Origin of the sequence: Sinorhizobium sojae CCBAU 05684 (assembly GCF_002288525.1) — a bacterium.
GTDB lineage: Bacteria > Pseudomonadota > Alphaproteobacteria > Rhizobiales > Rhizobiaceae > Sinorhizobium > Sinorhizobium sojae.
In genome coordinates this window covers 1417188-1435077 of sequence record NZ_CP023067.1, presented here as the reverse complement: position 1 = coordinate 1435077, position 17890 = coordinate 1417188, and the positions used below count along the sequence as shown (strand labels likewise).

16 protein-coding genes and 1 tRNA gene are annotated in these 17890 nt (G+C 62.2%); 9 read left to right on the top strand and 8 right to left on the bottom strand.

Annotation, left to right across the window (positions count from 1 at the left end; genetic code table 11):
• Window positions 1-95: 95 nt before the first annotated feature.
• Window positions 96-1343, bottom strand: a complete 1248-nt coding sequence (ilvA, locus tag SJ05684_RS07140; RefSeq protein WP_034857385.1) for a threonine ammonia-lyase — start codon at window positions 1341-1343, stop codon at window positions 96-98.
• Between the two features lie 185 nt (window positions 1344-1528).
• Here ilvA and SJ05684_RS07135 point away from each other — a divergent pair, with 185 nt between their 5' ends.
• On the top strand, window positions 1529-2113 hold the full coding sequence (locus SJ05684_RS07135; RefSeq protein WP_034857469.1) for a hypothetical protein: 585 nt from the start codon (window positions 1529-1531) through the stop codon (window positions 2111-2113).
• Between the two features lie 30 nt (window positions 2114-2143).
• Here SJ05684_RS07135 and SJ05684_RS07130 read toward each other — a convergent pair.
• Window positions 2144-2229 (bottom strand) — tRNA-Leu (locus SJ05684_RS07130).
• A 168-nt stretch (window positions 2230-2397) separates the two neighbouring features.
• Window positions 2398-2709, bottom strand: coding sequence for a hypothetical protein (locus tag SJ05684_RS07125; protein WP_034857386.1), 312 nt, complete (start codon window positions 2707-2709; stop codon window positions 2398-2400).
• 650 nt (window positions 2710-3359) lie between these two features.
• Here SJ05684_RS07125 and SJ05684_RS29965 point away from each other — a divergent pair.
• Window positions 3360-3536 carry a hypothetical protein gene (locus tag SJ05684_RS29965; RefSeq protein ID WP_172901115.1) on the top strand — a complete coding sequence of 59 codons (177 nt, stop codon included), beginning with the start codon at window positions 3360-3362 and terminating at the stop codon, window positions 3534-3536.
• A 42-nt stretch (window positions 3537-3578) separates the two neighbouring features.
• Here the strand turns inward: SJ05684_RS29965 and SJ05684_RS07115 are convergent, their stop codons facing one another.
• Both SJ05684_RS07115 and SJ05684_RS07110 read right to left on the bottom strand, forming a co-directional pair.
• Window positions 3579-3797 carry a hypothetical protein gene (locus SJ05684_RS07115; protein WP_034857388.1) on the bottom strand — a complete coding sequence of 73 codons (219 nt, stop codon included), beginning with the start codon at window positions 3795-3797 and terminating at the stop codon, window positions 3579-3581.
• Between the two features lie 86 nt (window positions 3798-3883).
• Window positions 3884-4126 carry a DUF2188 domain-containing protein gene (locus SJ05684_RS07110; RefSeq protein ID WP_034857390.1) on the bottom strand — a complete coding sequence of 81 codons (243 nt, stop codon included), beginning with the start codon at window positions 4124-4126 and terminating at the stop codon, window positions 3884-3886.
• A gap of 477 nt (window positions 4127-4603) precedes the next feature.
• On the opposite strand from SJ05684_RS07110, the gene SJ05684_RS07105 reads away from it, so the two are divergent.
• Window positions 4604-5356 (top strand): competence/damage-inducible protein A, encoded by a 753-nt coding sequence (locus SJ05684_RS07105; protein ID WP_034857391.1) that lies wholly within the window; start codon window positions 4604-4606, stop codon window positions 5354-5356.
• 169 nt (window positions 5357-5525) lie between these two features.
• Window positions 5526-6023, top strand: coding sequence for a xanthine phosphoribosyltransferase (gpt, locus tag SJ05684_RS07100; RefSeq protein WP_034857470.1), 498 nt, complete (start codon window positions 5526-5528; stop codon window positions 6021-6023).
• A 205-nt stretch (window positions 6024-6228) separates the two neighbouring features.
• Here gpt and SJ05684_RS07095 read toward each other — a convergent pair whose 3' ends face one another.
• Window positions 6229-7707: a bifunctional ADP-dependent NAD(P)H-hydrate dehydratase/NAD(P)H-hydrate epimerase gene (locus tag SJ05684_RS07095; protein ID WP_034857392.1), complete on the bottom strand. Its 1479-nt coding sequence runs from the start codon at window positions 7705-7707 to the stop codon at window positions 6229-6231.
• A 347-nt stretch (window positions 7708-8054) separates the two neighbouring features.
• Between SJ05684_RS07095 and SJ05684_RS07090 the strand changes: the two genes are divergently transcribed.
• The 3 genes from SJ05684_RS07090 to hspQ all read left to right on the top strand — a co-directional run bounded on the left by SJ05684_RS07090 (window position 8055) and on the right by hspQ (window position 10506).
• Window positions 8055-8393: a P-II family nitrogen regulator gene (locus SJ05684_RS07090; RefSeq protein ID WP_003528058.1), complete on the top strand. Its 339-nt coding sequence runs from the start codon at window positions 8055-8057 to the stop codon at window positions 8391-8393.
• 93 nt (window positions 8394-8486) lie between these two features.
• On the top strand, window positions 8487-9896 hold the full coding sequence (gene glnA, locus SJ05684_RS07085) for a type I glutamate--ammonia ligase (RefSeq protein ID WP_034857398.1): 1410 nt from the start codon (window positions 8487-8489) through the stop codon (window positions 9894-9896).
• A 280-nt stretch (window positions 9897-10176) separates the two neighbouring features.
• Window positions 10177-10506: a heat shock protein HspQ gene (gene hspQ / locus SJ05684_RS07075; RefSeq protein ID WP_034857399.1), complete on the top strand. Its 330-nt coding sequence runs from the start codon at window positions 10177-10179 to the stop codon at window positions 10504-10506.
• 152 nt (window positions 10507-10658) lie between these two features.
• Here hspQ and SJ05684_RS07070 read toward each other — a convergent pair whose 3' ends face one another.
• Window positions 10659-11288: an invasion associated locus B family protein gene (locus SJ05684_RS07070; protein ID WP_034857400.1), complete on the bottom strand. Its 630-nt coding sequence runs from the start codon at window positions 11286-11288 to the stop codon at window positions 10659-10661.
• Between the two features lie 245 nt (window positions 11289-11533).
• Between SJ05684_RS07070 and SJ05684_RS07065 the strand changes: the two genes are divergently transcribed.
• Both SJ05684_RS07065 and SJ05684_RS07060 read left to right on the top strand, forming a co-directional pair.
• Entirely contained in the window at window positions 11534-13351 is a 1818-nt protein-coding gene (locus SJ05684_RS07065; RefSeq protein ID WP_085939123.1) for an extracellular solute-binding protein, read from the top strand.
• A 207-nt stretch (window positions 13352-13558) separates the two neighbouring features.
• Window positions 13559-14224, top strand: a complete 666-nt coding sequence (locus SJ05684_RS07060) for a DsbA family oxidoreductase (protein ID WP_034857401.1) — start codon at window positions 13559-13561, stop codon at window positions 14222-14224.
• 134 nt (window positions 14225-14358) lie between these two features.
• On the opposite strand, the gene mfd is transcribed toward SJ05684_RS07060, so the two are convergent.
• Window positions 14359-17865 carry a transcription-repair coupling factor gene (gene mfd, locus SJ05684_RS07055; protein WP_034857402.1) on the bottom strand — a complete coding sequence of 1169 codons (3507 nt, stop codon included), beginning with the start codon at window positions 17863-17865 and terminating at the stop codon, window positions 14359-14361.
• Between the last annotated feature and the right edge of the window lie 25 nt (window positions 17866-17890).

The following is a 17890-nucleotide window of genomic DNA, read 5'->3' as shown; positions in this document are numbered from 1 at the left end:
CTCGTCGGACCGACTTCGGTTCAGGGACAGGGGCACGCAGTGCTACAGCGACCTCTGCACGCCTGATGAAACGCGCGGCGCTGTGGCATCGCCGATCAAATGATCAGGTTGGACAGGATCTCGTTTTCGGAAATGTCCTGGTAGCGCAGCCCCGCCGCATCGAAGCGCTGCTTCAGGATCGGGAAGTTCTCGGCATGTTTTGTCTCGATGCCGATGAGCACGGAGCCGAAATTGCGCGCCGACTTCTTCAGATATTCGAAGCGGGCAATATCGTCCTCCTCGCCAAGAAGATTCAGGAAATCGCGCAGCGCCCCCGGTCGCTGGGCCATGCGCAGGATGAAATATTTCTTGAGCCCGGCATGCCGCATCGCCCGCTCCTTCACGTCAGGCAGGCGTTCGAAGTCGAAATTGCCCCCGGAGACGACGGCAACGACGGTCTTGCCTTCAAGCCGCTCGCGACCGAGCGCCTCCAATGCGGTGATGGCGAGCGCTCCCGCCGGCTCGAGCACGACGCCTTCGACATTCAGCATCTCGGTGATCGTCAGGCAGATGGCATTTTCGGGCAGAAGCATCACCTGCTCGGGCCGGAACCCGCCAAGCGCAGCGAAATTGAGATCGCCGATCCGCGCGACGGCCGCGCCATCGACGAAGTTGTCCACCTGGTCGAGTGTGATCACGCTGCCAGCCTCGAGACTCCGCCTCAGGCTCGGAGCGCCCGCCGGCTCGCAAAACACGAAGCGGTCGGCAGACAGGCTGCCGCCGAAATAGCCGGTGACGCCCGCGGCGAGCCCGCCACCACCGACGGGCAGCACGACGAGATCGGGGGTCGTGCCGGCGGGGAGCTGCTCGGCGATCTCCGCGGCAACCGTCGCCTGGCCTTCGATGATGTCGCGATGGTCGAAGGGTGGCACCATGATCCCGCCGATCGCCTCGACATGGTCGCGCGCCGCCTGATAGCACTGGTCAAAGATATCGCCGAAGAGCCGGATGGTAATGAATTCACCGCCGAACATGCGGGTCTTATCGATCTTCTGCTGCGGCGTCGTCACCGGCATGAACACAACGCCGGGCACGCCGAAATGCCGGCAGACGAATGCGAAGCCCTGGGCGTGGTTCCCCGCCGAAGCGCAGATGAAAGTCTTGCCGGTGGCCCCGGCCGCAAGCGCCTTTCGAAAGAAGTTGAAGGCGCCGCGGATCTTGTAGGAGCGAACCGGCGACAGGTCCTCGCGCTTGAGAAACACGGACGCACCGAAGCGGGCGCTCAGGTGATCATTGAGTTGCAGCGGCGTCGCCGGGAAGATTTCGCGCATTGCCGCCGTCGCCGTTTCAACATCCTGCTTCATTTCGCATCATCCGTCCGATTGCCGTTTGCCGTCGCTATCGCACATTGTTGCAGCCGAGACCATCGATTTGAGACGGCCGCAGGCCCGCCGTCTCCCCGGCGGCGGGTAATCTAGCCCCATTGGCTTATCTTGACTTGCGGGCGCAAATGCCGAAGCTTTTTTCAGAGCGGGTCCGGGGGAACGCGATGCGAAGACACCTGCCCTTTCTTGCGGCCCTGGCGACCGCAGTCTCGATCGGCTTCGATGCCGAAGCGGGACCGCTTTCCGATGCGGCAGCGAGAGCGGAAAGCCAGGCAAACACCGGCGACACGGCGGCTGCGTGGGAGACCCTGCGCCAAGCGGTCAGCGATTTTTCCCAGACGCTTCCCTTCGCGATCGGCAAGGCCGTTTTCGTGGCCGCCGCACCGGTCGGCTACGCGATGTACGAACCGAAGCAGGATTCGACCTTCAAGGCCGGCGAGAAACTCGTCTCCTATGTGGAGCCCGTGGGGCTGACCTGGAAAAAGGCCGGCGACGAAGGCAAGGTCGAGACACGCTTCACGGTTGATCTTGAGATAATGAATCCGGACGGGGACGTTCTCGCCAGCCAAAAGGCGTTCGGCGACTTCACCTTCACCGGCTATATGCGAAACCAGGAAATCTACGCCACGCTGACCGTCGACATCAACAGCGCACCGGCCGGGGACTACGTACTGCGCTATCGCTTCAACGACATCAACAGCGGCGAAAGCGCGACCGTCGACCAACCGTTCCAGATTGCGGCGCAGTAGCGAAACCGGGAAGACAGAAACGGGTGATGCTGGTGCGGACGACGGGGGTCGAACCCGTACAGCCTAAGGCCGAGGGATTTTAAGTCCCTTGCGTCTACCAGTTTCGCCACGTCCGCCTGCGGCTTAGATCAAGCACTGAGGCGATTCAGTCAAGGAAATGTTTGCGGCAAGGTCCCGGATCGGCGGAGGGCGCGCAACTTCCACGCCTCCACGCTCCGTTGCACAGCGCCAGGCGCAATGCGCAACTCGCGTTCCGAGGCGTGGCTATCGCGTTTTACCGGCGCCTATTGCGCCGGAGCCGGTTGCGTTCCCTCTCCGCCCGAAGGTGCAGGAGTGACCTCGCCGCCCGAAGGTGCCGGAGCCGCCTCGCCGCCCGAAGGCGCTGGAGTGGCCTCGCCGCCACCAGCGGGAGCTTCGATATCGGGCGCATTCACATTGACGTCGGTGTCGCCGCCACCGCCGCCGCCGTCGAACAGATCACCGCCGAACAGGAAAAAGGCTCCGACCAGCACCAGAACCACGACTATGGCAGCCACGGCCCAACCGCCGCCGCCACTTCCGCCCGTATTGATTACGGTTGGATCTCTATCAGCCATTGACGTTCTCCTTCAATTGACGCCGCTGATTTAACCCATTTGCGATGAATAGGTTCCAACAAGAAGAGCGAAGAAGAAAGTGCATTCAGCGATGCTGATCGTGAGAAAAACACTCCAGAATACGCAACAAAAGCGGCCGAGACTCGCCGCGGACGGCGCGATATTGGCCGTTGGCGCATCATCTATTGCATTCTGATCTCCGAGAAACGGGTGACTTTGTCCCGTATCATCATGATGGCGATCGGTTTGATGCGTGGCGTGCTCGCCGACCGGCACCGCTTCCCGCTGCCCCTTAACGCCAGCGCGAAAAATCCGCACAACCCCTGATTTGGCAGGGTCTCAATCACTGCGTGTTTCTGCCATGGTGAAGGTGCGTCGAGATCGTCCTTGCACCGATGGCTGAGGGTTAAGTGCGTGCATCCAATGCGAGCGTCCAGCAACGTTCCCTTGTTTCGCGAGGATTTGGCCGCGATTCAGCGCGTATTCGACCAGCTATGCCTTGAAAACCGGTGGTCGCGCGCCAGCGCACCGGCGCAACACTACGGAAGGATGCTGATCGAGGCCTACCAGGCCGGCACGCGCGACGAGCTGCTCCTTCTCATCGCCGGACGCTCATTCGTCAGCCTCGACAGCAAGCAAAGGAGCCCAGCGTGACCAACGAAGTCCAGGTGGATTGCGATGATCCTGCCGAAATGCGCCACGCCATCGATGCAAGAAAGGTCGCTTTCGCCAATGCCATCGAAGCGCGTCAGGCGGAATTGCGCGCACGAGAGCACTTCAGCCAGCGCACGGGCTGGTTCCGAATGATCATCCGCAAGCCGCGCTGAGCGCGTCCGTGGCTCGCGATCCGGCCCGTTCGGCGGCCGATCTCAATGATAGAAGAAGCAGTCGCAATCGACTTTTTCGGCGTCCTCGCCCCGCCAGACCCGGACCGCAAGTTTTGACGAGTCGCCCGTGTCTTCCAGCCGCAATCCGAGCAGCGAAACCGCTGCTGCCTTGGCGTTTGGCGCATCGATTGCGATTGCCGATCCCACCTGATGCACACCCCGTCGAGGGCTCCAGGTGAAGATCTGAACATTGTAATGCATGGAAACCTCCGTCGCGTCACCGCCGGTGAGATCGGCGGCAGATGTCCGGGCGTGCCTGTCCGCAAGCCCTCTCAGTGCATCATCGTTCAGCCGTCCTCGACGGTTGCCTCAGGGCGATCTCCCCCATCTGCATGCTCGAAATGCCAGTTCCCCGCCTCGTCCTGAAAGCTGATTTCCTCGTCCTCGCCGCCGACCTGCTGCTCGGCAGCCGCGATCCTGGCAGCCGTTACCGCCATCTCGCGACTGGGAAAGGGCTCCGAATACGCATCGCCCGCCTTGTAAGCCCAGCCTCCGTCGTGTGGAACGATGGAATAAACGATCCGCGCCATTCTGCACTCCCGTGGTAATCCCAGCCCCCAGTTTCAGCGCCGTGCTTTTGAGGACGCACAATGACGCTGTATTCTTCGAATACGCATCGTGCTTTCCGAGAATCCGGTCCGATGTTCGGGTCGATGCGCAAGGCCGTCACGCACGGCCTGCATGCTCCTCCTTAGCCTGTGGTATTGCCAGGCGCGATCTTAGCACAAATTGGCTATTGTCGTGCCATTTTTGAGCGCCCCCTCAGCCCTTCGCAGCAGATGCTTATCCATAAGATCAGGGGAGTCAGGCAGGTATTGCGATGCAGATCTTCCGTCGCGCAGTTCCGGCGCCCGTCGACCCCCGCCTTGCGGCAAAGCGCTTGATTGCCTGGGCCGGCAGGAACTATCAAAATGCATGTGTTTCCAGAACGGGGCAGTCGACAGACCCTTCGCTATTTCCTTCGCTGAAGAGGCCGTGTTGAGCGATCCCACCACGCCGGAGTATCCATGACCAGTGCCACGATCGTCACCGCCGCCATGCTCGCCATCGGCGACGAACTTCTCTCCGGCCGGACCAAGGACAAGAATATCGGCCATCTCGCCGATATGCTGACCCTGCTCGGCATCGATCTCCGCGAAGTCCGCATCGTTGCCGATGACGAGGCGGCAATCGTCGAGGCCGTCAATGCGCTTCGCGGCCGTTACGACCACGTCTTCACCTCGGGCGGCATAGGTCCGACCCACGACGACATAACAGCCGACGCGATCGCAAAGGCATTCGGCGTCGAATGCATCCACGAACCCAAGGCGATGGAATTGCTCGGCGCAATGTACGAGCGGCGCGGCATGGAGTTCACCGAGTCGCGCAAGCGGATGGCGCGCATGCCCGCCGGGGCCGAGCACATCGTCAATCCCGTATCCACGGCACCGGGATTCCGGATCGGCAATGTCTATGTCATGGCCGGCGTTCCGCAGGTGTTCCAGGCGATGCTCGATACCCTCCTGCCCACCCTGCAAGCCGGAACTCCCATCCTGTCGCGCACGGTCCGTTCGCCGTTCGGCGAAGGGGACATAGGCGTTCCCTTGACCGATGTTCAAAAGAAGCACCCGGAGACCAGCATCGGCTCCTATCCGAAATTCGACGGCAAGAGCTTCTCAACCGACATCGTCATTCGGGCGCGCGACCCTTCGCATCTCGACGCCGCGGAAGCCGACGTGGCGGCCATGATCGACGTCATCTCCCGGACCCGCGGCGTCTAGGGTCAGGACCTAGTCATGGATCACCTGCGGTCAGAGCTTATGCAGGGCCTTGCACAGCGGGCTTCGTTGCCAGTATTGCATGCTCAAATCACTGAAGCGCCCGATGCTCCCGACCGATGGCCGGTGGCGCTCCACGAGTTTCTGTTCCATGATTGCGGAGTTCGCCCACATGTCCCTTCCCGAAAAAGCCTTTCCCGTATCCTGGGATCAGTTCCACCGCGACGCGCGTGCGCTCGCCTGGCGGCTTGCCGATAACGGGCAGGAGTGGCGCGCAATGGTCTGCATCACTCGCGGCGGTCTCGTTCCGGCAGCGATCATCAGCCGCGAGCTCAACATCCGCATGATCGAAACCGTCTGCATCGCCTCTTATCACGACTATGACACCCAGGGGCAGATGAGGGTGCTCAAAGGAATCTCGGAGGAGATCGCCCGTGACGGCGGCGAAGGCGTTCTGATCGTCGACGACTTGACCGACACCGGCAAGACGGCGGCCGAGGTACGCGCCATGCTGCCGAAGGCGCATTTCGCTGCCGTCTACGCCAAGCCCAAGGGGCGCCCGCTGGTCGACACCTTCGTGACCGAGGTGAGCCAGGACACCTGGATATACTTCCCCTGGGACCTGGGCTTCACCTACCAGGAACCGATTGCGAAGGGCACGCGCGGCTAAACTGAACGCCAGCGCGGGATGAGGAAAAGTGTGCGCGGTATTCCGCCCGCATCCCGCGCAAACTTTCTTAGAATCGATCAGGTTTTGTAGGTCGATCCGACCTAAAATCGTGAGCGGGACGCGCGTTCCCGCCGCCGCACTATCCTTTGTTCTGCCGCACTTGTGCGACGTCAGGTGATTTCCACCTGTCTGCAAAATGCTCTGGCTATTCGGGAAGCGGTGCAATGTTCTCCACAAGCGTCTCGGCCGTCGTGCCGCGGCCGGCGCGCATGCCCGCCTCGCCATGGCGCCAGACGGCGGCCGCGGCCGCTTCGAAAGCCGGCATCCCTTGCGCGAGGTGCGCGCCGATGATGCCGGTAAGCACGTCGCCTGATCCGGCTGTGGCAAGCCAGGGCGGCGCATTCGCATTGACGACGGCGCGGCCGGACGGTGCCGCGACGACCGTATCCGATCCCTTGTACAGGATCACCGCATGGCTGAGCTTGGCAGCGGCCAGCGCCTTCTCGATCTTGGAGAGCGCAGTGTCGGCGGCGATCTCGGGGAAGAGACGGGCAAACTCGCCCTCGTGCGGCGTCATGACCACCTGCCCACCCTCCGCCGCGATCCGGTCGAAAAGCTCCGTCCTCCGCTCCATGAAGGCCGTCACTGCGTCGGCATCGAGGACCAGCGCCCGGCCGCAGAGCATCAGCGCAAACTCCCTCGCCTTCTTTCCGACGCCGAAGCCAGGGCCCAGCACGAATGCGCCTAAGCGCCTGTCCTTCAGCCATTCGGCAAGATCGCCGGCCTTGCCTATTTCCTTGAGCATCACGGCCGTGAGATGCGCAGCGTTGGCCGCTAGCGCCTCCGGCGGCGAGGCGAGCGTCACCAGCCCCGCGCCGGCGTTGAGGCCGGCCATCGCCGACAGGCGCGCGGCGCCGGTGGAGGTCTGCGGTCCGGAAAATACGACGAGATGGCCGCGCTTGAATTTATGCGTCGCCGGATCTAGGCCGCGCGCATGCTGTTGCCAGACCGCCGGCGTATTGATCCTGAGGTCGCCGGCACGCGATCGCACCAAACGGTCGGGGATACCGATGTCGAACACCTCGAGCGAGCCGCAGTGTGTGCGCCCCGGCAGGAGCAGATGGCCAGGTTTTGCGGCCATGAAGGTCACCGTATGCGTGGCGGTGAAACTCGCGCCGCGTACCGCGCCGCTCCGTCCATCGATGCCGGAGGGGAGATCGACGGCGATCACGGGTAGGCACCTGTCATCGACCCGACTGATGGCCTCCTGAACTGCCTTCGGCAAATCGCGGACGAGCCCCGCTCCGAACAGAGCATCGATTACCACGTCTCCGGTTCGCGGCTCATAGGTTTCTATCGCGTGAACCTCGCCGGCATAGGTCGCGCGTGCCCGCGCCGCATCGCCCTTCAGCTTGCCGACGTCGCCCGGAGCGAAGACGGCGAGGCTCGCGCCACTCTCGGCGAGTGCGGCTGCCGCCACATAACCGTCGCCGCCATTGTTGCCGGGGCCGCAAAGCACCACGAAACGGGTGGCAGATGGAAAGAGCCGCAGGGCCGCCGCCGACACCGCCATACCCGCCGAGCGCATGAGCGAGAAACTGTCGATGCCCGAGGCGGCCGCGTCTTGGTCGACCGCCGTCATCTCCGCCGGCGTCACCAATATGTCCTGAAGTGCCTTGCGCATGAGACCGATCTAAGCGCGAGCGCGAGCACAAGACAAGAGCAACGGATCGACGGCCGGCATGCCTTCCATTTAGGCATTTGCACACTATTGTTGCTCAAACAACATGCAGTCCGCTCGAACCCACGCGGACACCGGCGCATCAGAGCGCATAAGACGATCAAGTTTCATAAAAATTAGGCAGATCGAAGCGGAGGGAAAGCGAGCCGCCCGGATGCAACCGCTTCTTTGCCCCAGGAAAATTCGCGTTCGAGGCATGATTTCCCTATAAAATTGGCACGCTACATGCATATTGGACGGCGAGCGGGCATGACCCAGCTTTAAAGGGAGAAGCGGAGAGACATTTTCTCATGAAAAAGATCGAAGCGATCATAAAACCCTTCAAGCTCGACGAAGTGAAGGAAGCCCTTCAGGAAGTCGGCCTGCAGGGTATCACCGTCACGGAAGCAAAGGGCTTCGGACGGCAGAAGGGACACACGGAACTTTACCGCGGCGCCGAATATGTCGTCGACTTCCTGCCGAAGGTAAAAGTCGAGGTGGTGCTCGCGGACGAGAATGCGGAAGCGGTAATCGAAGCGATCCGCAACGCCGCGCAAACCGGGCGCATCGGCGACGGAAAGATCTTCGTGTCCAACGTCGAAGAAGTCATTCGTATCCGTACGGGCGAAACCGGCCTCGACGCCATCTGATCACCCATTCTACTCATACCCTCGTTCGATCCTTGGGGCCGTCCGGCCCCGAATTGTCAAACCTTGGTTATCTCACACAGGGAATTACAAAAAATGACGACTGCGAGTGACGTTCTGAAGCAGATCCAGGAAAACGACGTCAAATTCGTCGACCTGCGCTTTACCGATCCAAAAGGCAAATTGCAGCATGTGACCATGGATGTTGTTGTCGTCGACGAGGACATGTTCGCCGACGGCGTCATGTTCGACGGCTCCTCGATCGCCGGCTGGAAGGCCATCAACGAGTCCGACATGGTGCTGATGCCCGACCCGGAAACGGCGCATATGGATCCGTTCTTCGCGCAGTCCACCATGGTCATCATGTGCGACATCCTCGATCCGGTTTCCGGCGAAGCCTATAACCGCGACCCGCGCGGCACCGCGAAAAAGGCCGAAGCCTACCTCAAGGCCTCCGGCGTCGGCGACACCGTCTTCGTCGGGCCGGAAGCCGAATTCTTCGTCTTCGACGACGTCCGGTACAAGGCCGATCCCTACAATACCGGCTTCAAGCTCGACTGCACCGAGCTGCCCTCCAACGACGACTCCGACTACGAAACGGGCAACCTCGGCCATCGCCCGCGCGTCAAGGGCGGTTACTTCCCGGTTCCGCCGGTCGACAGCTGCCAGGACATGCGCTCCGAGATGCTGACGGTGCTCGCCGAAATGGGTGTGACGGTGGAGAAGCACCACCACGAAGTGGCCGCCGCCCAGCACGAGCTCGGCGTCAAATTCGACGCGCTCGTCCGCAACGCCGATAAGATGCAGATTTACAAATATGTCGTGCATCAGGTCGCCAATGCCTATGGCAAGACCGCGACCTTCATGCCGAAGCCGGTCTTCGGCGACAACGGTTCGGGCATGCACGTGCACATGTCGATCTGGAAGGACGGTAAGCCGACCTTCGCCGGCGACGAGTATGCCGGCCTTTCGGAAACCTGCCTCTACTTCATCGGCGGCATCATCAAGCATGCCAAGGCGATCAACGCCTTCACCAACCCGTCGACGAACTCCTACAAGCGCCTCGTCCCGGGCTATGAAGCACCGGTTCTGCTCGCCTATTCCGCCCGCAACCGCTCGGCCTCCTGCCGCATTCCCTTCGGCAGCAACCCGAAGGCAAAGCGCGTCGAAGTCCGCTTCCCCGACCCGAGCGCGAACCCCTACCTCGCCTTCGCCGCCATGCTGATGGCCGGCCTCGACGGCATCAAGAACAAGATCCATCCGGGCAAGGCGATGGACAAGGATCTCTACGATCTGCCGCCCAAGGAACTGAAGAAGATTCCGACGGTTTGCGGCAGCCTGCGAGAAGCTCTGGAAAGCCTCGACAAGGACCGCAAGTTCCTGACCGCCGGCGGCGTCTTCGACGACGACCAGATCGACTCGTTCATCGAACTCAAGATGCAGGAAGTCATGCGCTTCGAAATGACCCCGCATCCGGTCGAGTTCGACATGTACTACTCCGTCTGATGCGGACAGACCCCGCCCGCTCCAGCGTGGACCGGACTTGACAGGAAAAGGCGGGCCTCTCGGAGGCCCGCCTTTTCTCAAATGCGACGGTACTAACGCGTCGTCACTACAGCGCCGCGCGTCTTATCAGACGCACAAAGGTCGCTGTAACACTTTAATTTGCTGCATGTCTTTGTCCTTGGAATCGAGGTCGATCAAAGGAGACATGCAGTAGGCACGCGTAGCTATTGATGTTCCACACGCGACAACCCAGATATGATCTGAAAGGATGTGTTGCGTCATGAAACAGAGAAACGCGAAATTCGAGATCGGGCAGGTGGTCCGGCACCGGTACTTCCCGTTTCGGGGCGTCATCTTCGACGTCGATCCGGAATATGCAAACACCGAGGATTGGTGGAATGCAATTCCGCAGGAGATCCGGCCAACCAAGGATCAACCTTTTTATCACCTGTTCGCCGAGAACGACGACAGCGAATATGTCGCCTACGTCTCGGAACAGAACCTCGTCTCCGACGAGACCGGGCAGCCGATCCGGCACGCTCAGGTAGACGCCCTGTTTGAAAAGGCCGACGATAGCCACTACAGGCCCAAGGCCGTCTACCAGCATTGACCACGATGATTTTGGGTCGATTCGACACAAGATCGTGAGCCAAAGCAGGTGCGAGCGGGAAGCCGCTCGCACCTTTTTCTTTTCGGCGATCGATACGAGAAACGCCCGGACAATGCCGGGCGCTTCTGAACTCGCTCGTAGGTGCTTCGCGCTTACTGCTGCTTGGCGGCCTTCTGCGCCTCTTCCAGCTTCTTGCGCGCGTCCTCGGCCTTCTTCTGCATTTCCTCCTGCAGCAGGCGCTGACGCTCTTCGAGCTGCGACTGTTCGATCGGCTCGCCGTCAAAGACGCCGGTGAAGCCTTCCAGCGTCATCTTGATGGGATTGGGAGCGCGCTGGAAATTGACCGACGTAAAGACGACCTCATTGCCCTTCTTCAGGCTGGCGATCACTGCGTCGGAAAGCGGCGCCTCGGCGACGCACTTGTCGGGCATGCAGATCGCGTAGTCGAGCTTGACGGCCTTGCCGCCGTCGATCTGCATCTGGACGCCCGGCGGGATCATGCGCGCGGACGGTACGGAAACCTGCAGCGCCTTGCGATTGACCTTGCCGGAGACGGTGATCAGGCCGACCGCAGTGACGAGCTGGCCGTTATTGGCGGTAAGCAGGTTCTGCACGATGCAGACGTCGTTGTCCTCCTGCTTTGTGCAGACCTTGAACCAACCACGCGGCGCCTTGCCCCCCGCCTGCTGCGCGGATGCAACGCCCGGCACGCCGGCGGCTGCTACGGTGAGCGCCAGCGCTGCCATACCCGCGCGTTTGGTGAAGTTCGACTTGAAGATCATTGTGATTCCGTCTCCTGAAATCCGGTCACGAAACTGCCGTTCCGCTGGTGAATATCGTCAGCCGCCGCTGTCCTGTTGGCCAAATGAGGCTTTTGAATGGCCCCGATTCCGGAAACACCTGTTACATTGGCTCGTGCCTTTTATCCAGTGTTTCGTTGCATTTTTTGAGTTTGTGGGAAATATGCGTGCGCATTGGTAACGTGCCGGGAATCGGCAGTACAGATAGGATCCCACGGGAGGTCAAGTTGCGCGCAATTCTTTCCGGCCTGGTCATGCTCCTGGCATCCGGCCTGGCGGCCCATCAAGCCGCCGCGGAACCGGTGCACGCCATCGCGATGCATGGCGAGCCTGCCCTGCCGGCCGATTTCAAGCACTTCCCCTACGTCAATCCGGATGTGAAGAAGGGGGGCAAGATCGCGTATGGCGTCGTCGGCACCTTCGACAGCCTCAATCCCTTCATCCTGAAGAGCATGCGCACCACCGCGCGCGGCATGTGGGACCCGGCATTCGGCAATCTGGTCTACGAGTCGCTGATGCAGCGCTCCCAGGATGAGCCCTTCACCATGTATGGGCTGCTTGCCGAGACTGTCGAGTGGGACGAGGATCGCACCTTCATCCAGTTCAACCTGAACCCCAAGGCGCGCTGGGCCGACGGCCGGCCGGTGACCGCCGAGGATGTCATCTTTACCTTCGAACTGCTGCGCGACAAGGGACGCGCGCCCTTCAGCAATCGCCTGTCGAAGGTGGAGAAGCTGGAAAAGGTTGGAGAGCGCAGCGTGCGCTTCTCCTTCACGGAGGAAGCGGATCGCGAATTCCCGCTGCTGCTCGCCCTTTCGCCGGTACTGCCGAAGCATGCCGTCAATGTCGAGACGTTCGACAGGACGACGCTCGAGCCGCCGCTCGGTTCCGGCCCCTATCGCGTTGGCGAGGTGAGACCGGGCGAGCGGATCGTCTACCGGCGCAATCCCGATTATTGGGGCAAGGAGCTGCCCTCGAAGATCGGCGTCGACAATTACGATGAAATTTCCGTCGAGTATTTCCTCCAGGAAAACACCCTGTTCGAGGCCTTCAAGAAGGGCGAGGTCGACGTCTACCCGGAGGGCAGCGCGACCAAATGGGCGCGCGCCTACGTTTTCCCGGCGGTTCAGTCCGGCAATGTGGTCAAGGAAAGCTTCAAGCCCAAGACCCCCTCGGGCATGCTCGGATTCGTCTTCAACAGCCGCAGGCCGATGTTCGACAACATCAAGCTTCGCCAGGGCCTCGCGCTTGTCTTCGACTTCGAGTGGGTGAACAAGAACCTCTTCGACGGAGCCTATACGCGGACGCAGAGCTACTGGCAGAACTCGTCGCTTTCCTTCCTGGGCGTCGCCGCCGACGACCGCGAGCTCGAACTGATGGGGGATGTCCGGGAGCGGATCAATCCGGCGATCCTCGACGGAACCTACCGTCTTCCCGTCACCGACGGATCCGGCCGCGACCGCAATGTGCTGAGGGAAGCGGTGACGCTGCTTCGGGAAGCCGGCTATGTCATCAAAGACGGCAAGATGGTCGATGAGAAGACGGGCACTCCGCTCACCTTCGAGATCATGAGCCAGAATGCGGGCCAGGAGAAGATCGCGCTGGCCTATCAGCGCTTCCTGGCGCCGCTCGGGATCGTCGCGACGGTGCGGACGGTTGACGATTCCCAGTACCAGCTGCGCAGCCAGTCCTTCGACTATGACGTGATCATCAAGTCCTATCCGTCGTCGCTGTCACCGGGGGTCGAACAGGTCGGCCGTTGGGGCTCCCAGTCGCGCGACAGGCCGGGCAGCGAGAACTTCGCCGGAGTTGCGAACAAGGACGTCGACAAGCTGATCAACAATATCCTGCAGGCACAAACGCTCGAGGATTTCACCGCCGCCGTGCGCGCGCATGACCGGCTGCTGGTCAACAATTCCTACGTCGTGCCGCTCTACCATCTCGATGAACAATGGATCGCCCGCTGGAAGCATATCCGCCGGCCGGCAGAAGTTCCCCTCTATGGCTACCAGCTGCCGACCTGGTGGGACGAGCGTGCGCAGTAAGCTGGTATCCATTCGGTAACGCATTGAAAGAGGCAGCGCACCGGCCTATGTCGCAGCCTTGATGCGTTGTTGCCCAGGCTTGCGAAGCTGTTCGGGCAACGTCATGCATAGAACGAGAATCGCGTCGCCGAAGCGACGCGCGTCTTTTAAGACGCCAATGTCGCTGTAACTCTTTGGCAGCGCAAGCGAAACGGGAAAGGCCGCACCATGGAAACCGTCAGTATCGATATCGTCTCCGACGTCGTCTGCCCGTGGTGCTATCTCGGCAAGAATCGCCTCGACCAGGCGATCGCCAATGTGGCCGGAGAGGTGCAGGTCGCAATCCAATGGCGCCCCTATCAGCTCAACCCCGATCTGCCACCGGAGGGCGTCGACCACAAGCGCCACCTGGCGGCAAAGCTGGGCGGCCAGGCTGCCGTCGACCGCGCGCATGAAATGCTCGAAGGACTCGGCCGCGAAGCCGGCATCGCCTTTGACTTCGATGCGGTGAAGATCAGCCCGAACACGCTCGACGCCCACCGCCTTATCCGCTGGGCTGCCACCAGCGGCCCCGCCGCACAGGCCGAGACCGTGCGCCTGCTCTTCAAGGCGAATTTCGAGGACGGCAAGAATGTCGGCGATCATACGGTCCTGCTCGACATTGCGGAAGAGGCCGGCCTCGACCGCCCCGTCATCGGCGCCCTCCTCTCCTCCGACGCCGACAAGGACGCCGTCAAGCAGGAGATCGATATGGCGCGCGACATGGGTGTGACCGGCGTGCCCTGCTTCATCCTCGATCAGCAATATGCGGTGATGGGTGCGCAGTCGGTCGATGTGCTGACCAACGCCCTGCGCGAACTCGCGGCGATGAAAGCCGCCCACCCGGCGCATTGACGGTTACAGGGGAAAAAGACCCTCCCCAACCCCTCCCGCTTGTGGTTGGGGAGGGGTCTTTCGGCAGACCGGGAATTGAATTGGAGAGAGTTTCCGCCTGCGTCGAGGCCGCACCGCACCACCCCGTCGCCCTCTCAGCCCGCCTTGGCAAGCCCGGCAAGCTGGGTCATCACCATGGCGGCGCCCGAAAGCCGCTTCTCCGGCGTTGCAAGCTCACGCTGGAAGAAAATGCTCTGATCCGGCCGGATCTTGGCGACCGTCCCCTGCTTGGCGATATAGCCGACGAGGGCAGCCGGGTTGGGGAACTCCTTGTTGCGGAACTGGACGACGACGCCCTTAGGCCCGGCATCGAGCTTTTCGACATTGGCCGTGCGGCACAGCGACTTGATATAGACGATCTTCAGGAGGTGCTGGACCTCAATCGGCAGCGGGCCGAAGCGGTCGATCAATTCGGCGCCGAAGCCGTCGATTTCCTTGAGGTCCGTCAGTTCGCCGAGACGCCGATAGAGGCCGAGGCGGAGATTGAGATCGGGCACATATTCTTCCGGGATCATCACCGGCGTCCCGACCGAGATCTGCGGCGACCAGCCGGTATCGAGGATCTCCTCCTCGCCCTTGAGTTCGGCGACCGCCTCCTCGAGCATCTGCTGGTAAAGCTCGAAGCCGACCTCCTTGATATGGCCGGACTGCTCTTCGCCGAGCAGATTGCCCGCGCCGCGAATGTCGAGGTCGTGGCTCGCAAGCTGGAAGCCGGCACCGAGCGTGTCGAGCGACTGCAGCACCTTCAGTCTGCGCTCCGCCGGCCCCGTCAGCGTCTTGTTGACGGGCAGCGTGAAGAGCGCGAAGGCGCGCACCTTCGAACGCCCGACCCGGCCGCGCAGCTGGTAGAGCTGGGCAAGGCCGAACATGTCTGCGCGGTGGACGATCAACGTGTTGGCGGTCGGCACGTCGAGACCCGATTCGACGATCGTCGTCGAGAGAAGCACGTCATAGAGGCCCTCATAGAAGGCGTTCATGATGTCCTCGAGTTCGGTTGCCGGCATCTGGCCGTGCGCCACCGCGACCTTCAATTCGGGCACGTCGGATTTCAGGAATTCGTGAACATCGGAGAGGTCGCTCACCCGGGGGCAGACGTAAAAGCTCTGGCCGCCGCGGTAGTGCTCGCGCATGAGGGTCTCGCGGATCACCAGCGCATCGAAGGGCGAGATGAAGGTGCGCACCGCCATGCGATCGACCGGCGGCGTGGTGATCAGCGACAATTCGCGAACGCCGGTCAATGCCAACTGCAGCGTGCGCGGAATCGGCGTCGCCGATAACGTCAGCACATGGATGTCGGTCTTCAGCTCCTTGAGCCGCTCCTTGTGCTTGACGCCGAAATGCTGCTCTTCGTCGATGATGAGCAGGCCGAGATTGGCGAACTTGATCGAAGAACCGAGCAGCGCATGGGTGCCGATGACAATGTCGGTCTTACCGTCCCCGACTTCCTTCTTGGTCAGCGCAAGCTCCTTCGAGCCGACAAGCCGGGACGCCTGCTGGATGCGCACCGGCAGACCGCGGAAACGCTCGGCGAAGGTCTTGAAATGCTGCCGCGCCAGCAAGGTCGTCGGCACGACGACGGCAACCTGAACGCCGTTCATTGCCGCAATGAAGGCGGCGCGCAGCGCCACCTCCGTCTTGCCGAATCCGACATCGCCGCAGACCAGGCGGTCCATCGGCCGGCCGCTGCCGAGGTCGTCGCGAACCGCATCGATCGAGTTCAACTGGTCCTCGGTCTCGTCATAGGGGAAGCGCGCTGCGAATTCGTCATAGACCCCGTCATGCGCCACGAGAACCGGGGCGTGACGCGTGTGCCGTTCGGCGGCAATGCGGATAAGGCCGCCGGCCATGTCGAGCAGCCGCTTCTTGAGCTTGGCCTTGCGGGCCTGCCAGGCGACGCCGCCGAGCTTGTCGAGGATGGCGTCGGTGCCTTCCGAGCCGTAGCGCGACAGAAGCTCGATATTTTCCACCGGCAGGAAGAGCTTGGCGTTGTCGGCATAGAGGAGCTCGAGGCAGTCATGCGGCGCGCCGGCGGCCTCGATCGTGCGCAGGCCGACAAAGCGGCCGATGCCGTGTTCCGCATGCACGACATAGCTGCCCTCGTCGAGGCCGGTCACCTCGGCAATGAAATCGGCGCCGCGCTTGCGGCGCTTCGACCGGCGTACCAGGCGGTCGCCGAGAATGTCCTGCTCGCCGATGATCACGAGATCGCCGGCTTCGAAACCCGCTTCGAGGCTGAGGACCGCGGACGCCGCCTCGCCCGGCTTCAGCGAGCCGAGATCTGACAGCGCCTTGATCGGACGTATCCTGGCAAGGCCATGCTCGGCAAGAACCTGGATGAGCCGGTCGAGCGATCCTTCCGTCCAACCGGAAATGACGACCTTCGCCCCCTTCGCCCGCTTTTCGGCGATATGCTTGACCGCCTGGTCGAAGACGTTGGCGCGTTCGCCGTCACTCTCCTCCCCTACAGCCTTGGCCCAGCGCAGGCCCTGACGCGCTTCGACGGTAACGAACTGGCGCGCCTCCCCCTCATGTTCGGTGAAGGGCGAGAGGCGCACGGCGCTTCGCTCGGTCAATGCCGCGCCAAACCCGTCGGCGCCGAGATAGAGAAGTTCCGCCGGCACGGGCTTGTAGGGCGTGCCCTGGGAGAGCTGCGTCTTGCCCGGAGATGCGGATACGAGCCGCGCGTCATAGTAGTCGAGGATCAGCTTCGCGCGTTCCGCGGCCGCTTCGCGGGCCAGGTGATCCGTGACGATACGGAAGCCGTCGAGGTAATCGAAAACCGTTTCCAGGCGATCGTAGAAGAGCGGCAGCCAATGCTCCATGCCGGCATAGCGGCGCCCTTCGGAGACGGCCTGGTAAAGCGCATCATCGCGCGTCGCCGCGCCGAAGAGCGAGAGATACTGCTTGCGGAAATGGCTGATGGTCTCCGGCGTCAGCGACACTTCGCTCATTGGATTGAGATCGAGGGAACGCACCTGCCCCGTCGTGCGCTGGCTGACCGGATCGAAGGAGCGGATCGTTTCCAGCGTGTCACCGAAGAAATCGAGACGCAGCGGCTCGCCGCCGCCGGGCACGTAGACGTCGAGAATGCCGCCCCGCACGGCAAACTCGCCAACCTCGCGCACGGTCGGAACGCGCTCGAATCCGTTTCGCTCCAGCCGCGCGGCGAGATCGTCCATGCGCACCTGGTTGCCCGGCCGCGCCGAAAAGGCGAGACCCTCGATCACCTGCCGCGGCGAAATCTTCTGAAGCGCGGCGTTGACGGTGACGAGCACGATCGCCGGATGCGGCTTTTCCCGATGCGCGATGAGCGCGCTCAGCGCCGCGAGCCTCCGCGCCGAGATATCGGCACTCGGCGACACGCGGTCGTAAGGCAGGCAGTCCCAGCCCGGCAGCGTCAGGACGGGGATGTCGGGCGCCACGAAGCCGAGGACCTGCTCGAGATCGGCGATGCGCTGGCCGTCGGAAAGGAAATAGGCGACGGGCGTTCCGGCCCGCGCCAGGTCCGCAAGGATCAGCGCCTCGGCGCCGGAGGGCACCGGCCCGATCGTCACTTCCCGTGTTGCCGCCACAATCCTCTTCGCGTCGAGGCCAGGTATCATCGTAGTGTCATTCCGTTTCCTTACA

Excerpts from the sequence above, each read along its gene's own strand:
- SJ05684_RS07060 (WP_034857401.1), top strand. The coding sequence starts at position 13,559 with ATGGAAACCGTCAGTATCGATATCGTCTCCGACGTCGTCTGCCCGTGG.
- gpt (WP_034857470.1), top strand. The coding sequence starts at position 5,526 with ATGTCCCTTCCCGAAAAAGCCTTTCCCGTATCCTGGGATCAGTTCCAC.
- ilvA (WP_034857385.1), bottom strand. The coding sequence starts at position 1,343 with ATGAAGCAGGATGTTGAAACGGCGACGGCGGCAATGCGCGAAATCTTC.
- SJ05684_RS07135 (WP_034857469.1), top strand. The coding sequence starts at position 1,529 with ATGCGAAGACACCTGCCCTTTCTTGCGGCCCTGGCGACCGCAGTCTCG.
- SJ05684_RS07090 (WP_003528058.1), top strand. The coding sequence starts at position 8,055 with ATGAAAAAGATCGAAGCGATCATAAAACCCTTCAAGCTCGACGAAGTG.
- hspQ (WP_034857399.1), top strand. The coding sequence starts at position 10,177 with ATGAAACAGAGAAACGCGAAATTCGAGATCGGGCAGGTGGTCCGGCAC.
- SJ05684_RS07125 (WP_034857386.1), bottom strand. The coding sequence starts at position 2,709 with ATGGCTGATAGAGATCCAACCGTAATCAATACGGGCGGAAGTGGCGGC.
- mfd (WP_034857402.1), bottom strand. The coding sequence starts at position 17,865 with ATGATACCTGGCCTCGACGCGAAGAGGATTGTGGCGGCAACACGGGAA.
- SJ05684_RS07105 (WP_034857391.1), top strand. The coding sequence starts at position 4,604 with ATGACCAGTGCCACGATCGTCACCGCCGCCATGCTCGCCATCGGCGAC.
- glnA (WP_034857398.1), top strand. The coding sequence starts at position 8,487 with ATGACGACTGCGAGTGACGTTCTGAAGCAGATCCAGGAAAACGACGTC.
- SJ05684_RS07095 (WP_034857392.1), bottom strand. The coding sequence starts at position 7,707 with ATGCGCAAGGCACTTCAGGACATATTGGTGACGCCGGCGGAGATGACG.
- SJ05684_RS07110 (WP_034857390.1), bottom strand. The coding sequence starts at position 4,126 with ATGGCGCGGATCGTTTATTCCATCGTTCCACACGACGGAGGCTGGGCT.
- SJ05684_RS07115 (WP_034857388.1), bottom strand. The coding sequence starts at position 3,797 with ATGCATTACAATGTTCAGATCTTCACCTGGAGCCCTCGACGGGGTGTG.
- SJ05684_RS07070 (WP_034857400.1), bottom strand. The coding sequence starts at position 11,288 with ATGATCTTCAAGTCGAACTTCACCAAACGCGCGGGTATGGCAGCGCTG.